At 29.4% G+C, this 16,400-nt stretch carries 10 protein-coding genes; 3 read left to right on the top strand and 7 right to left on the bottom strand.

Going from position 1 to position 16,400, the window contains the following annotated elements:
- Positions 1 to 10: 10 nt before the first annotated feature.
- Entirely contained in the window at positions 11 to 3,238 is a 3,228-nt protein-coding gene (carB, locus tag RT575_RS06450) for a carbamoyl-phosphate synthase (glutamine-hydrolyzing) large subunit (RefSeq protein WP_313579660.1), read from the top strand.
- A gap of 95 nt (positions 3,239 to 3,333) precedes the next feature.
- Positions 3,334 to 5,160: an ATP-binding protein gene (locus tag RT575_RS06445; RefSeq protein ID WP_313579658.1), complete on the top strand. Its 1,827-nt coding sequence runs from the start codon at positions 3,334 to 3,336 to the stop codon at positions 5,158 to 5,160.
- Positions 5,161 to 5,538: 378 nt separating this feature from the next.
- On the opposite strand, the gene RT575_RS06440 is transcribed toward RT575_RS06445, so the two are convergent.
- From RT575_RS06440 to RT575_RS06430, 3 genes are read right to left on the bottom strand one after another with little or no spacing between them, the layout of a single operon-like run.
- Positions 5,539 to 6,246: a hypothetical protein gene (locus tag RT575_RS06440; protein WP_313377248.1), complete on the bottom strand. Its 708-nt coding sequence runs from the start codon at positions 6,244 to 6,246 to the stop codon at positions 5,539 to 5,541.
- A 48-nt stretch (positions 6,247 to 6,294) separates the two neighbouring features.
- Positions 6,295 to 7,017, bottom strand: coding sequence for a tRNA threonylcarbamoyladenosine dehydratase (locus tag RT575_RS06435; protein WP_313377250.1), 723 nt, complete (start codon positions 7,015 to 7,017; stop codon positions 6,295 to 6,297).
- A 12-nt stretch (positions 7,018 to 7,029) separates the two neighbouring features.
- Complete coding sequence (locus RT575_RS06430; protein ID WP_313383818.1) at positions 7,030 to 7,689, bottom strand: TatD family hydrolase; 660 nt, start codon at positions 7,687 to 7,689, stop codon at positions 7,030 to 7,032.
- A 73-nt stretch (positions 7,690 to 7,762) separates the two neighbouring features.
- On the opposite strand from RT575_RS06430, the gene mdtD reads away from it, so the two are divergent.
- Complete coding sequence (gene mdtD, locus RT575_RS06425; protein ID WP_313383820.1) at positions 7,763 to 9,187, top strand: multidrug transporter subunit MdtD; 1,425 nt, start codon at positions 7,763 to 7,765, stop codon at positions 9,185 to 9,187.
- Positions 9,188 to 9,239: 52 nt separating this feature from the next.
- Here mdtD and RT575_RS06420 read toward each other — a convergent pair whose 3' ends face one another.
- From RT575_RS06420 to RT575_RS06405, 4 genes are all read right to left on the bottom strand, one after another.
- Positions 9,240 to 10,988 carry an ABC transporter ATP-binding protein gene (locus RT575_RS06420; protein WP_313579655.1) on the bottom strand — a complete coding sequence of 583 codons (1,749 nt, stop codon included), beginning with the start codon at positions 10,986 to 10,988 and terminating at the stop codon, positions 9,240 to 9,242.
- Between the two features lie 12 nt (positions 10,989 to 11,000).
- Entirely contained in the window at positions 11,001 to 12,755 is a 1,755-nt protein-coding gene (locus RT575_RS06415) for an ABC transporter ATP-binding protein (RefSeq protein ID WP_313579653.1), read from the bottom strand.
- Positions 12,756 to 12,843: 88 nt separating this feature from the next.
- The gene (locus tag RT575_RS06410) at positions 12,844 to 14,109 is read right to left on the bottom strand and encodes a DUF4374 domain-containing protein (protein ID WP_313579651.1); all 1,266 of its coding nucleotides are present in this window, start codon (positions 14,107 to 14,109) and stop codon (positions 12,844 to 12,846) included.
- A 19-nt stretch (positions 14,110 to 14,128) separates the two neighbouring features.
- Positions 14,129 to 16,273: a TonB-dependent receptor plug domain-containing protein gene (locus RT575_RS06405; RefSeq protein ID WP_313383826.1), complete on the bottom strand. Its 2,145-nt coding sequence runs from the start codon at positions 16,271 to 16,273 to the stop codon at positions 14,129 to 14,131.
- Positions 16,274 to 16,400 lie beyond the last annotated feature (127 nt).

Raw genomic sequence — 16,400 nt, 5'->3', positions numbered from 1 at the left:
CAGAATAACGATGTTAAAAGATATTAAAAAAGTATTAGTATTAGGATCAGGAGCTTTAAAAATTGGAGAAGCTGGAGAATTCGATTATTCTGGTTCACAAGCATTAAAAGCTTTAAAAGAGGAAGGAATACAAACTGTATTAATTAATCCAAATATTGCAACAGTACAAACATCAGAAGGAATTGCAGACGAAATTTATTTCTTACCTGTAACACCTTATTTTGTTGAAAAAGTAATTCAAAAAGAAAAACCAGACGGAATAATGGTTGCCTTTGGTGGGCAAACTGCATTAAACTGTGCGGTTGAATTAAATAAAAATAACATATTCGATAAATACAACGTTCGCGTTTTAGGAACACCAATTTCTGTAATTGAGTCGACTGAAGATCGTGATATTTTTATCGAAAAATTAGATGAAATAGGTGTTTTAACAGCTCGTTCAGAAGCTGTAGAAACAGTTGCAGATGCAATGGAAGCTGGTAAAAGAATTGGTTTTCCATTAATTATTCGTGCAGCTTATGCCTTAGGAGGTTTAGGTTCTGGTTTTGCTAATAATGATGAAGAATTATTAGAATTAGTAGAAAAAGCCTTCACTTACTCTAACCAAGTATTAGTAGAGGAATCATTAAAAGGTTGGAAAGAAGTAGAATACGAAGTAGTTCGTGATTCAGCAGATAACTGTATTACAGTTTGTAATATGGAAAACTTCGATCCAATTGGTGTACATACAGGAGAATCTATTGTAGTTGCTCCATCACAAACATTATCAAACTCAGAATATCATAAATTACGTGAAGTTGCTATTCGTACAATTCGCCACTTAGGAGTAATTGGAGAATGTAACATTCAGTACGCTTTTGATACAGTTTCAGAAGAATACCGTGTTATCGAAGTAAATGCTCGTTTATCTCGTTCATCTGCCTTAGCATCAAAAGCAACAGGTTATCCATTAGCTTTTGTAGCTGCTAAATTAGCATTAGGTTATACATTAGATGAATTAAAAAACAGCGTTACAAAAACAACTTCTGCAATGTTCGAACCAGCGTTAGATTATTGTGTGGTTAAATTACCTCGTTGGGATTTAAATAAATTTTACGGTGTACGTAGAAACATTGGTTCTGCGATGAAATCTGTGGGAGAAGTTATGGCAGTTGGACGTTCTTTCGAAGAAGCAATTCAGAAAGGTGTTCGTATGTTAGACATTGGTCACAGAGGGTTTGTAGCAAATGGATTTACAATTCCAGAAGGAGAATCATTAGACACTTGGTTAGCAGAACCAAATGACGAACGTTTATACGCAGTAACAGAAGCATTCAAAGCGGGATATTCTATCGAGAAAATTCATGATTTAACAAAAATTGATTTATGGTTCTTACAGCGTTTAGAGCGTATTTTTAATACTTCAAAAGAATTTGAAACTTTAGAAAGATTCGAACAGATTGATGCTGATTTAATTGGAAGAGCAAAGAAATTAGGTTTCTCTGATCAACAAATAGCTGTTTTAGTAAAAGGAGAAAGTGGAGTTCATAGAAATGAATTAACAGTTCGTGAATTACGTAAAAACTTCGGAATAAAACCAGTTATCAAACAAATTGATACATTAGCGGCAGAATTCCCAGCACAAACAAATTATTTATATACAACATATCACGGAACAGAAAACGATTTAACACCAGAAACAGAAAAAGCAGTTTGTATTTTAGGTTCTGGAGTTTACCGTATTGGTTCTTCTGTAGAGTTTGACTGGTGTGGAGTTAATGCAGCACAAACTGCTGGTAAAAATGGTTACAAAACAATCATCATCAATTACAACCCAGAAACAGTTTCTACAGATTATGATACTTCGGACAGATTATATTTCGAAGAATTATCTTTTGAGCGTGTTATGGATATCTTGGAATTCGAAAATCCTCACGGAACAATTATTTCTACAGGAGGACAAATTCCAAATAACTTAGCAATGAAATTGTATGACCAAAACATGCCAATTTTAGGAACTTCTCCTTTAAAAATTGATGATGCAGAAAACCGTCATAAATTCTCAGAGATATTAGATGAATTAGGAATCGATCAACCACGTTGGAAAGAGCTTTCTTCTTTAGAAGCAATTCACAAATTTGTTGACGAGGTAGGTTTCCCAGTTCTTATTCGTCCATCTTATGTACTTTCAGGAGCAGCGATGAATGTTGTTTCTAACACACATGAGTTAGATGCATTCTTGAAATTAGCAAAAGAAGTTTCACCAGATTATCCAGTTGTTGTTTCAGAATTTGTACAAGGAGCAAAAGAAATCGAATTAGATGCAGTTTGTCAAAATGGAGAAATTGTAGATTATGCAATTTCAGAACACGTAGAATTTGCAGGTGTACACTCAGGTGATGCTACAATGTATTATCCACCACAAAAAGTATATATCGAAACAATTCGTCAGATGCGTAAAGTAGCTGCTAAAATTGCAAAGAAATTCGAGATTAGTGGACCAATGAACATTCAGTTCTTATCAAAGAACAATACAGTTCGTGTAATCGAAACAAATATTCGTGCATCTCGTTCATTCCCATTTGTATCAAAAGTATCTGGAAACAACTTAATCGAAAAAGCAACAAAAGTTCTTTTAGGATTAGAAGTTGAAAAAGGAAACTCAGAAATCGTTTACGATTTAGATTATGTTGGGGTTAAAGCATCTCAATTCTCATTTACACGTTTACAAGGAGCAGATCCAGTATTATCAGTAGATATGTCATCTACAGGAGAAGTTGGTTGTATTGGAGATACAGCAGAAGAAGCATTGTTAAAATCAATGTTATCTGTAGGATACAAAATTCCAGAAAAAACAATATTAATTTCTGGAGGACCAATTGAATCTAAAGTTGCATTATTAGGATCAGCAAAACAATTAATCGCAAAAGGTTATAAAATTTATGCGACAGAAGGAACACACAAATTCTTTACAGAAAATGATGTTTATTCTACATTAGTTTATTGGCCAAGTGATAATAAAGAACCAAATGTAAAAACATATCTACACGACCATAAATTTGATATGGTTATTAACATTCCGAAAAACTTAACAAAAGCGGAATTAGATAACGATTATCAAATTCGTCGTACAGCGGTAGATTTCAATATTCCATTAATTACAAATGCACGTTTAGCTGCGGCTTTCATTAATGCATTTACTCAATTATCTATCGATGATTTGAAAATTAAAACATGGAATGAATACAGAAACAAGTAATACGTTTTAAGTTATAAGTTTTAAAGCCTCGCATTGCGAGGCTTTTTTTTGTTTTATAGAATATTGTAATTTAGTAGAAATACTTAGAGAAATTTATGTTCAAATCTTTACAATTAAAAACTGATATAACAAAAGAATACATTACGAATGAAGAAGATAATAATCTTGATAATTTATCTCGTATAAACATATTTATTGGACCGAATAATTCTGGTAAAAGTCGATTTCTGAGAGATTTGTTTATAACAAAAGAGCACTTATTTGATAAGGAATCTATAAATATGAATCAATATGATTTGAAGTTAGATTCTCTTTTTAATGAATTAAAAATATATGATTATGAAAGTGTTATAAATTTAGAAATCTTGTGTTCAGAAGAATTTAATGATTTAAAGACAATAAATGATTTAATAAATAATTGTAAGGATTTACAAGGAATTGGTGATAATAGTTTAAAAAACCATGTTAAAGTAAAGATAACAAATTCAAAAATAAACTCAAGAGAACTTGTTAATATAAAAGACACAATAGTTACAAAGACTAAAGAGTTAATAAATTTATTAGAAAATTCTAAAAAGAGAATGTATATACAAAATTCTATTTACATTCCAATTCTTCGTGGATTAAGAAGTATAAATTATCAAAATGGAGAGTTCACAAGAGAAGATTTTTATTATGAGAGGACTATCAGAGATTATTTTAAAGAGTCAAAAACAGAATTTAATAAAGAAGAATCTACTAAATCTATTTATACTGGATTATCATTGTATGATGATGTTCAGAAACTTTTATTAGGAAATCATGAACAGCGAAAATTAGTAAAAGATTTTGAAAGCTTCTTGAGTGAAACATTTTTTCAAAATAAAGAAATCACAATTATTCCAAGATTAGAAGAGAAAGATGTTTATATACATATTGAAGGAGATGATGAAGATAGACCAATTTATAATCTAGGTGAAGGCGTACAAGCAATTATTATTTTAACATATCCATTATTTTTTAATAAAGGAAAGAACTTAAAAGTTTATATAGAGGAGCCAGATGTTTATTTACATCCAGGATTTCAACGTATTTTGATCGAAACATTATTGAAAACTAAAGGATTTAAAGACTTCCAATATTTTTTTACCACACATTCCAATCATTTTTTAGATATGACATTGGATTATCAAAAAATATCTGTTTATAAGTTTTCTAAGGATGATGGACAATTTTATATTGATAATATAGATAATCCAGATATTACATTATTGGAACATTTAGGTGTTAAAAATTCTTCAGTTTTTCTCACAAATTGTACTATTTGGGTAGAAGGAATTACCGATAGAATTTATATTAGAAAATATTTAGAACTCTATCAAGAAAGTGATAAAGTTGAAAAATACTTTGAAGATGTGCATTATTCTTTTGTGGAATATGGAGGGAATAATATTACACATTGGAGTTTTTTAGACAAAGAAGAAAAATCGATTGATGTAAAAAAATTGTGTGGTAAATTATTTTTGATTTCAGATAATGATAATGCCAAAGCAGGTTCTGAAAAATATAAAAGAATACAACAATTAAAAGAAAATTTAGGTGATAGATACTATTGTTTAAATGTAAAAGAAATAGAAAACTTATTAACTAAAGAAAGTTTATTAAAAACCTTGAAATTTATTGATAAAGCAAAAGATAAAAACTTAATTAAAGTTAAAAATAATAAACAATTTAAAGGAAATTCTGCTGTAGGAACTTTTATAGATAAGAATATAGATGGCTTAAACAAAAATTATGCTAATAAGAGTGGCACAATTAAAGATAAGGTTCAATTTGCTCAAGGAGTTGTAAATGAAATTACTAGTTTTGAAGATGTTAGAGAGGAAGCAAAAATCTTAACTGAAAAACTTTATAATTTTATTTCAGCTAATAATAATTCTTAGAAATAAAATCCTTCATTTTGAGTGGAATTCTGTAAGAATTTTGTACCGAAAAATAAGTAAGGATTTAAACTTTTTTTCATCAATCAATTACGAATGTCAATCTGAGCTTGTCGAAGATTTTATCCTTTTTTATCTAGTTTTAGTTTACTGTAATTTTAAGAAAAACATTTCGACAAGCTCAATGTGACAATATGTTCTAAGATAAAAACTTGCAATAGCGATTGACGTGGAAATCCTTTTTACGAAACGATTTAGTGTAGTAAAAAGATTGCAATAAAAAGCGAGGTTCGTCAGGAATTGCCCAAATAATATATTTTCTAGTGAATAAAAAAAATCCATTCAATTGAATGGATTTTTTTAGAGTGTTATGTATTCTTATTAAAATTCAGCAAAAAAAGCTTCTACTTTTTCTACTCCATTTGCATCAAGAGAAGATAACAATTCAGTTTTGATTGTTGTAATATCTTTCTTCTTTGCTTTTTTCAGGATGTTTTTAGATGTTGATAAAAATGTATCAATGTTTTCTAATCCACGAGTTTTTAAGAAATTTTCTTCTGTATTTTTTAATTTAGTATAGACTTGGATTAGCATTTTGCATTGTTCCAAAGCCAAAGTATATTGCTCTACAGTTTCTAATGTAAGCATATAATGCAACATTAACTGTACAGAAGGCATGTTACGTTGGTGACCAAATTGCGTGTATTTTTCTAAAGCAATACCAAACGCTTCTTGGCTGCGTTCTACGTTATTATTTAGTGTAGATGATATAACTACATTGAACCAATCGTCGGAATTATTAGAATTTTCAGCCAATTCGAAAAATGATTTTTCAGCATTTTCGAAATCTTGTAAACTATAATACGATAATGCAATTAATTTTTTTGCATCGTATAATTGTTTAGGATCTTTGGCATCTAACAAACCTTCGCAAACTTTTATACACATTTCGAAATTATTGTTTCCAAATAAATCTCTGGCTGTATTTAGAAGCGAATTGGTAGCATTTTTTTCTAATGCTTGTTCGTACATATACTGACGAGCTCTTAAAACATCTTCGTATGTGATATAATCGTAATTGATTTTCATATTGTATTCTCTGAGTTAATTTTCAACTAAATTAATTAAATCTTTTTATTATTTATCATTTTTTAATAAATAACGTACAACGGTTTCAGCTGCATGTAATCCAAATAAACCAGGCATCCATGAATTAGTTCCATAAAAAGATTTTTTATAATTGGAACCATCGGTTAATTTTAAAGAAGATTCGTCGGCTTCTTCTGTAGAAAAAACAGCTTTTACACCTTTGTTTATTTTTTCTTTTTTCAGACGTTTTCTTATTTGTCTTGCTAATGGACAAACTTCTGTTTTCGAAATATCTTTTACAAAAACTTTAGAAGCAAGCATTTTTCCTCCAGCACCCATGTTACTGATAATTTTTACTTTTTTACGTTTTGCAGCAACAATAAGATTGATTTTTGGAGATACAGAATCAATACAATCCATGACATAATCATATTCATTGGTTACAATTTCGAAAGTACGTTCTGGGGATAAAAATTCGTTGATGCGAGTTAATTCTAATTCAGGATTAATATCCATTAATCGATCACCAACAACATCAACTTTATGCTGACCAATGGTAGAATGTAATGCAGGTAATTGTCTGTTGATATTAGAAATATCTACAGTATCTCCATCAACAATTGTCATTTTTCCTACACCAGCACGAGCAATAAATTCTGCTGCAAATGATCCTACACCGCCTAAACCAACGATAAGAACATTGGAATTTTTTAGTTTATCTAAACCTTCTTTTTTGAATAATAATTCAGCTCTTTCTTGCCAAACTGCCATTTAAATTATTTTTTATTGTGATTGAACTTCATAGCCTAAAACATTTTTCCAATTATCAGCTTGTTGAAGTTGTAATTCTTTGATTGATACCTTTCTTATATCTGATGCAAAAGTATAAATATCTTGAATAGAAATTTCACTTGCATCATTTTCTATGAAAAAATTATTTGGAAAAAGGTTTGCAAATATAGTTTGTAAGTTTTTGTTTTTAAGAAGATTTTTTCCAAAAGATACATAACAATTTTGTTGTAAAATTTGATGAAGAATCTGTTCGTTTTTATTAAATCCATGAAAAATAAATGGAATTGTTATTTTCATGCTTTTACGAATATGTAAAATTTCTTGATAAGAACGTACAGAATGTATGATTACAGGAATTTTATGTTCCTCTGCAATTTGTAATTGTTGTTTAAAAACAGTAATTTGTAAGTCGAAATCAATAGCACACAATTTATCTAAACCAATTTCTCCAATTGCTAAACAATTTTCTGTAGAAATTTTTTGTTTGATGATTTTTAGTTCTTCATCAATTAATTCTTCTTTAATATAGATTGGATGAATTCCAATAGAGAAGAGATTATTATTGTGATTCCAATGCAACGGATATTGGTTATATAACTCTATTGTATCATTAGAGCTAGATAAATGATGTGTATGAATATTTAAAAACATGTCTCTAATTTAATCTTTTTTACGAAATTTGATAAATATAAAAAAGGTCTAGAATATAGAGATCCGAAAAATTATGAGTAATACAATAGACGAAGCATCAAATGCAAAAATGTTAAAATATTTGCCATGGCTAGCTGCAATGGCTTTTTTTATGCAGGCATTGGATGGAACAATTCTTAATACATCATTACCAACAATAGCAAAAGATTTAGGTAAATCTCCTTTGGAAATACAATCTATAATTGTTGCTTATACATTAACTGTTGCATTATTAATTCCAGTTAGTGGTTGGTTATCTGATAAATATGGAACTAAAAAAATATTCCAAATTGCCATTTTTACTTTTACATTAGGTTCTGTTCTTTGTGCATTTGCAACTACATTACCTTTTTTAGTTATATCCCGAGTAATACAAGCAATAGGAGGATCTATGATGGTTCCTGTGGCTCGACTAGCAATATTGTATGCCTACCCTAAAAGAGAATTATTAAAAGTTATAAATTTTATTACAATACCAGGATTAATAGGTCCACTTTTAGGCCCTAGTTTAGGTGGTTTTCTTGTTGATGCACTTTCTTGGCATTGGATATTTTTGGTTAATATTCCTTTTGGAATTATAGCTCTATGGATGACAACATTTGCTATACCAGATTTTAAACACCCTGTTTTTAAATTTGATATTAGAGGAATGATATTATTTAGTGGAGGAGTTACTTTTCTTACATTATTAATGGAATTGGTATCTTCTAGAGTAATTGGCTACCAAATGGTAATTGCACTTGCTGTTATTTCAATTTTTCTTATAGCACTTTATATTTATCACGCTAGAAAAAAACAGCATCCATTAATTGATTTGAACTTATTTAAAATAAGAACTCTTAAAATAGGGATTATAGGGAATCTGATTACAAGATTGGGAATAGGAGGAATGCCTTTTCTTACACCATTATTATTACAAGTTGGTTATGGGCATTCTGCAGTTGTTGCTGGTTTGATGATGATTCCTGCTGCTATAAGTAATATGTTGGCAAAGTCTTTTGCTGTTCCTATAGTTAGTAAATTTGGTTACAGAAAAACTTTAATTTGGAATACAATTGTTCTAGGTTTAGTGATTTGTATGTTTTATTTGATGAGAGCAGATACTTCAATTTATTATATCATTCCATTGATGATATTAAATGGTTTCTTTAGTTCAATTCAATTTACTGCAATGAATACTTTATCTTTAGCAGATTTGGATGAAAGAACTTCTAGTGAAGGGAATAGTTTACTTTCTGTAACACAACAATTATCATTAACTTTTGGAATTTCTGTTGCTGCACTTATTTTAGGGGTATTTAGACAAATGGATAGTATAAATAATGGAGAGCAAATAGAAGCTTTTCGTTATGCTTTTTTAACAATGGGAATTTTGACTGTTTTATCCAGTTATATCTTTTTTCAATTAAATTCAACTGATGGGCAACAAATGTCTAGAAAAAGAGTACATGAAGAATAATATATTATAGTATAAAAAAGGTCGAAATTTATTTCGACCTTTTTTATAAAAATTATTTTAATTCTTCTAATTTACTTTCTGCATTCCAAAGTTGGAAATATTTTTCTTTTTTATTCAATAAATCTTGATGTTTTCCTTCTTCAATGATTTTTCCATTTTCCATCACACAAATTTTATCAGCACCTATAATTGTTGATAAACGATGGGCTATAACTAAAACAATTTTCTCCTTTACCAATTCATCAATTGCTTTTTGAATAGCCAATTCACTTAAAGAGTCTAATGATGAGGTTGGTTCATCTAAAATAATGATAGGACTATCTTTTAATAAAGCTCTAGCAATAGAGATACGTTGTTTTTCGCCGCCAGATAGACTATTACCCATTTCTCCTAAATGTGTATCATAACCTTTTGGTAATTGCATAATAAAATCATGACATTGAGCTCTTTTAGCAACTTCTATAATTTCTTCTTTTGTGGCATTAGTTTTAGCCATTCGAATGTTATTTTCGATAGTATCATCAAATAAGTAAACTTCTTGAAAAACAACCGAAATTTTATTCAATAAGTCTTTTGTTTTATACTCTTTAATGTTTTGTCCACCAATGGTTATATTACCTTGTGTGACATCTGCATAACGCATAACCATTCTAGTTATGGTAGTTTTTCCCGAGCCAGAAGGACCAACAAAAGCAACAATAGATTTTTCTGGAATATGAAGATTTATATTATTTAGAGCTAATTGCTCAGTTCCATTATAATTGAAATTTACATTAGAAAATGTAATATCATTATTATGACTTATAGTTGCTATTTCTGGTTCTGGTAAAGATTTTATAGCAAACATTTCATTCATTTTTTTTACTCCATCTTCAATTAGGCTAAAAAACATTGTCATAGGAACAAAACTAGAAATCAGTTCAGAAAAACGAATTACAATAATCATAATAGCAATCATAATCATAGCTTCGCTATTATCAAAAAGTACTAAACAAATTCCTATTCCTAATGTCAGTAAAATTCCTGTTTCTAGGATAGAAGCAATTAATAAGTTTGGTTTAGCTCCTTTTCCATGACCATAAGCTTGAACTTGTTCTACTTTATCAATTGTTTTACTTAATCGTTCAATAATTTTATCAGCCTCATTCGTTGCTTTCAAAATACCTAATCCTTGTATGTATTCTATCGATTCTGAATTTAATTCAGCATGAACTTCATTTAGATATTTCATTCCTCTGTCAAATGCAGGTTTTCTCCATCTGTAAAAAGGTATGATAGAAGGAAAAATGATTAACATAACTAATGCAATTTTCCAATCAAAAAATAAAGCAGTTATACTAACAGTTAATGGAGTTAAAACTCCGTACATTAGGACAGAACCAATGGTAAGAATAAAAAGAGTTAATTCGTCAACATTATTACTGATAATAGCTCCCCATTGACCTGAACGTTTTTTATTTAGTTCTTCTAATGGAATTTCTCTGAATTTATTCCCTAGTTTTTTTCTTAATTCATACTGAGCCAATGATGAATAACCATTGTAATCATAATTTTGACCAATCCATCTTAAAATAGAACTGATAATAACAAATATAAACGCAATGAAAACCCATTGCATCGCATTTTCGAAATCTTTTTTTCCTAATGAAATAAATAGAGGAAAAAAACATGTATAGGCGAATCCTTGAGTAATAGATGATAATGCAATGAATACTAACGATTTTTTAAGTCGTGTTTTTAATGGACCAATTGCGTTAAGTATTTGTATAAAAATTTTTATATCTGGAAGAATATTTAACATGATTTTTAATTTTTATGATGAATGAGAAGCTTTGATATGCCAATTTCTAGCTTGTTGATAAGATTCCCACATTGCAGTATATTTCCCGTTTATATCAATCAAATCTTGATGATTTCCTTTTTCTATAATTTTTCCTTTTTCTACTACAACAATTTGATCAGCATTTTTAATCGTTTCTAATCTATGAGCAATCATAATAACAGTTTTATCTTTCATTAAATTTTTGAAAGCTTTCATTAATTGATATTCATTTTCGGTATCAGAAAATGATGTTGCTTCATCTAAAACAAGAATAGGTTTATCTCTTAAAATAGCTCGAGCAATTGCTAATCGTTGTTTTTGACCACCTGAAAAATTATTTGCTCTTTCTTGTAAAAAAGTATCATATCCAAGAGGTAAACTCATTATTTCATCATGTATTTGAGCTGATTTTGCTGCTGCAATAACTTCATCCATTGTTGCAGTATTATTGCCCATTTTAATGTTATTTGCAATTGTATCAGAAAAAATGAAGCTATCTTGAAAAACAAATGAAAGATGATTAAGTAGTACATCAGATTTTAAATCACGAATATCTTTTTGTCCAATTTTTATTACGCCTTCTTGTATGTCCCAAAAACGGGGGATTAATCTAGCTATTGTTGATTTTCCTGCTCCAGAAGATCCTGTAATTGCAGTAAATGTTTTTGGAAGAACTGTAAAATTAATAGTATCTAAAGCTTTTTCTTCTCTTCCAGAATATGTAAAAGAAACATTTTCGAAAGTTATACTTGCATCTTGCGGTAAGATGTTTTCTTTTGTTGTTTCTGTTAATGGCTCCACGTTTAATAATTCATCAATTCTTTTTGCACTAATTTCAGAGCGAAGAATAATATTCATTAAAGTTCTATATGGAAGTATAGATTCCATCATTCCAGTTCCTAATAACAAAGTAGACACTAGTCCTAAAAAACTAATTTGATTATTTGTATACCAATATGTCCCAACAATAAGGAGAATAATAAATGTAGGTAAAGGGTTTAAGATAAGCATAGATAATTTAGCTCCTAAACCATTTTGCTTATACCATTTTGTAATAATACCTAAAAAGTTTTTTAATGCAGTATCAAATTTAGAAAAAGAAGTTTTTCCTCCATCAAATACTCTAACAACTGGCATTGCTTGTACATATTCTATAACAGAAGCATTAATAGCTTCTCGTCCTTTATTGAATTCTCTAGAAACTTCAGCACTATTTTTCATAATGAAAGTAAGTAAGCTAAGTCCTATAATTAAAATAGCTAGACATATTAAAGCAATACGATAATCGAACCAGAAAAGAGCAATTAAAGTAAAAACTGGAAATGCATAAGTTCTGGCATATAATGGTGTACTATCTGCAGCAAAGCCATGTAGTTGACGAACATCTTCGTTTAATACTTTTGTTAATGCTCCAGAACCATGCTCGGTAATATACCCCAAAGGTAGAATAGCTAAATGTTTTGCGATTTTTTTTCTTAAAAGAGCTTCTAATTTGAATGCAGCATAATGAGAAACATCAAATGCTTTTAATCGAAAGAAATACCCAAAAGTTGTACAAAGTAGCATACCTAAGAAATAATATAAAATATTTTCTCTGTTATTAGAAAAAAGAGCATCAATTAAATAGCTAAGAAAAACTAAATTAAGTACAATAGAAAAAGAAGAAACACTAGAAAGAAACATGGCCCAATTGATTTTATTTCTAATAGGTGAAATAATCAACCATAGCGTTTTTGTTTGTTTCATATTTTATAATTTTTAAAATAATAAAATCGGTGTACACTTTTGGTATACACCGATACAATTAATTAAGATAATTTTTTTGAATAAAAAATTAGTTTTGTTTTAGCTTAGCTAATCCCCAAACTATACCTCCAGATGTAATGTTGAAAGCTTGTTTAGCAGAATTAGTTCCGTCTAAAACATAGTATCCATTATTACCATTTCCATTAACTACTCTAAAATATACTTTGTTATCTATTGTAGTAATATTTTGAGCATTTTGGAATGAGTAAGTTGTAGAAGGGATATTTGCAATTTTTTGTGGTCCAGCTGCTATATTTTCTTTGTCAAATGAGTAATAATCATAAATAGCATCTCCTGTTAAACCAGTAAATGTAAGTGCTTTTGATCCCCAAGAAGTATAAAGTTTACCATCTTTTACAGCAACAGTACTTATAGAAGAATTTGTAGAATAATCACTTGCTTTAATAATCCAGTTTTTATCAAAATCTGTTTCGTCAGCTTTTATACGAACAATTGCAGATGTATTTGTACCTCCTGTTTTTCCAAACCCATGAGAACAAATGTATAATGCACCGTCATCACCCATTGCCCACATTTGATTAGCATTTCCTGGGTATCCTACGTAGTTGATTCTTGTGTCACGAATAGTTTTTTCGTATTTTAAAGTAGCGATATCAATTACAGCAATATCAACAAATCCTCTTGGATCATCGATAGAAAAACTTCCTTTTCCAGCTAGAGATCCATATACAATATCAGCATATAGTTTTCCATTTTTTGTAGCAATGAAATGAGTTCCTACAGCTTGGTATGGACCATATTCTGTTGTAGAAAGAGATGTTAAGTCAATTTCTCCTGTACGTTGCATTGTAGAAGGATTGAAAATTTGTAACTTCATTAATCCTCTATCTGTATCAGCATAGAATCCTGTTGTTTCATTATGAACATAGAAATTAGAAGACATTCCTTTAATTTCTCCATCTTGAATTAAATTTCCATTAGCATCTAAAGAATAACGTAAAATACCATCATCAGTAGATTGAACTCTACCTAATTGTAAACGTTGAAAAATCCATTTACCGTAATATTTAATTCCGTTTGCTTTTACAGAAAGAGAACCTTCTTTTATATTCGAAAAATCGCCTTCTGGTAAAGCTGAAAATGCAGAAAGATATCCAACATAAGGACTAACACTTAAATCTCCAGTAAGAATTACATAGTCGTTCGTTTTTGTTTCAGGAACTGTTGTAGAACCACCATCATCATCAGAACTTGAACATGATGAAAGTGTTAATAATCCAGCTAAAACGAAAGCTGAAATTTTACCTAATTTCAGAAATTTATTTGTTTTCATATTTATAGTTTATATTATTTTATAATGATACATTTATTTTAAAATGGATATTAAATCCTTCATTTTGTATACGATAGTTGTCATATATTTTTGAATTAAAAATATTTCGAGCTTCTACCCCAAATCCTAATGTTTTTGATGGTTTCCAAGTAAAACCAGCAGAGTGTAAGTTTTGACTAGGAATAGTGTAAGCATCAACATTTATTTTTGGAGAACCAGTTAATCCTAAAAAACCTTTTGGTTCATACGCTTTAGGAATGTAGTCTAAGTAGTATTCTCTTACGAATCCATAATTCCAATAAAAACTAAATTGATCTCCCTTTTTGATAACATTTTTAAAGTGAGTATATGCGCTTAAATTAGCAAAGAAATAAGGGGTGTTTCTTAAGCGAGAACCTTCGTAAGTAGGATCTTTTTGATCTACTAACCTGAAATCTTGGTAAGTGAAATTTCCTTTAATTTCTAACCAAGGTAAAAAATGGTATGAAGCATCCATTTCAACTCCTAGCCCTTGTACTTTACTTACATTTAGATAGTTTCCATAAATTCCAGTACTTACTAATAAAATCATATCTTGTGTTCTTCTAAAAAATAAGTTAGCTTCATAAGAAAACTTATTTTTTTTGCTGTAGTTAACGCCAAGATTTACATTATAACTTTTTTCTGGATTTAAAGAAAAATTACTATTGATGAAATTTCCATCTCCAAAAAATTCTTCTTGTTCAGGTAATCTTACAGCAACTTCTCCAGAAAGACGAGCAAATAAATTTTGGTTGAATTGATATTTTAAAGCTTCAGAAGCTCCCCATTTATTGATGCTTTTTTTACGACGACCTTCAGTATCAGAAACTCTAGAAGCTTCAACTCCTTCAGTATTCAGTGTATAATATTTAGCGGCTAAATCATTTACTAATTTTCCGTCAAGAAGATTTATTCTATATCCTAATCCTAAAACCCATTTTCTATATTTATTTTTTGCAGATAATAAGTCTAAGCCAGAAACAGGAAATTTATCTCCATAAGGATCAGATCCAGTACGATTGGTTGACGAATAAGTTGAATTTAACTCTAAAGATGAATAATCATTTAATGCATAATTAAGATTTGTTCTAGAAACAAAATTTGAAAATTTTAATTTCTGTAAACTACCATTCATTGTTGATTCTCCGTTTCTCGCAGCTACTTCATGAAATTGACCATACCAATCATAATACCCTTTTGCAACGTCAGTAAATTTTGTATGTAAATTATTGTAAACGAAAAATTGATCAAATTTTAATCGGTCGTTCAAAAATTTCTTTTGATAGCGTAAAGTAGGAATAATAGAATACATTTCTGTTGTTACAGCTCCGAAAGGATAATTCATTGTTAATCCATAATTACGATCCTTGCTTAATGTAAATGCAGTTACAGTAAAACGAATATCATCTGCCCAAGTTTTATTTCTTAAACCTGTGTATACTTCACCAAATGCATTATTAAATTTATTATGAAATAAGCGATGCGTTTCTATTTTAGAATTTGCGGTTTCAGAATCATTTACAGGAACATCAACTTTGTAGTCATTATCTGAATAATTATAGAAAAAATTAAGACCATTGTACCAACCATTTTTATCATTCCTATTATATAAATTAGCCGTAAATCTATGCGTGTTAAATGAACCAATTTGATAAGATAAATCTGCTGAATTAGATTTTTCGGGAACTCTTGTTACAATATTTACAGCTCCTCCTAGTGCATCTGCTCCTAATTCTACAGGGACAATACCTTTATATATTTCTATTCTATCAATACTATTTGGAGGAACAATAGAAAAGTTGAAAGCATTTCCTAAATAATCCATAGGAATACCATCTCTAAAATATTTAATAGAATTTCCTTGAAATCCATTTAGAATAATATTTGCTCGTGTGCCTAAACCTCCATCCTGTTTTACTCTTACTCCAGTTGTACGATTCATAAGATCGATAACAGAAGAAGATTGATCTCTTAGATTTTTCATGTCTAAGACATTAGCTCTTATTGGTTGCTTGCTAACTTTTTCACTAAGATTAGTTTTTTCTAAAATGACTTCTCCTAATTGATATAATTTAAGAGAGTCTTCTTGACTATAAAGTGGGGAAGAAGCAAAAACAACAGCAAGTAAAAAAAACTTGTTCATTACTTTTATCTGTGTTAATTAGATTAATAATCGTAAAATTTTATATTGAATTTCACTCAGCAAAAGTAGACACATTGTAAATCCATCACTGACGTTAAAAGGATTATAAGTGACGTTAAAAGGATTA

The organism is Chishuiella sp. (assembly GCF_032109125.1).
Lineage (GTDB): Bacteria > Bacteroidota > Bacteroidia > Flavobacteriales > Weeksellaceae > Empedobacter.
This window is presented reverse-complemented; position numbering and strand designations above follow the sequence as displayed.

Coding starts and splice junctions, on each gene's coding strand:
- RT575_RS06430 (WP_313383818.1), bottom strand. CDS start 7,689: ATGTTTTTAAATATTCATACACATCATTTATCTAGCTCTAATGATACA.
- RT575_RS06405 (WP_313383826.1), bottom strand. CDS start 16,273: ATGAACAAGTTTTTTTTACTTGCTGTTGTTTTTGCTTCTTCCCCACTT.
- RT575_RS06440 (WP_313377248.1), bottom strand. CDS start 6,246: ATGAAAATCAATTACGATTATATCACATACGAAGATGTTTTAAGAGCT.
- RT575_RS06435 (WP_313377250.1), bottom strand. CDS start 7,017: ATGGCAGTTTGGCAAGAAAGAGCTGAATTATTATTCAAAAAAGAAGGT.
- carB (WP_313579660.1), top strand. CDS start 11: ATGTTAAAAGATATTAAAAAAGTATTAGTATTAGGATCAGGAGCTTTA.
- RT575_RS06445 (WP_313579658.1), top strand. CDS start 3,334: ATGTTCAAATCTTTACAATTAAAAACTGATATAACAAAAGAATACATT.
- RT575_RS06420 (WP_313579655.1), bottom strand. CDS start 10,988: ATGTTAAATATTCTTCCAGATATAAAAATTTTTATACAAATACTTAAC.
- RT575_RS06415 (WP_313579653.1), bottom strand. CDS start 12,755: ATGAAACAAACAAAAACGCTATGGTTGATTATTTCACCTATTAGAAAT.
- RT575_RS06410 (WP_313579651.1), bottom strand. CDS start 14,109: ATGAAAACAAATAAATTTCTGAAATTAGGTAAAATTTCAGCTTTCGTT.
- mdtD (WP_313383820.1), top strand. CDS start 7,763: ATGAGTAATACAATAGACGAAGCATCAAATGCAAAAATGTTAAAATAT.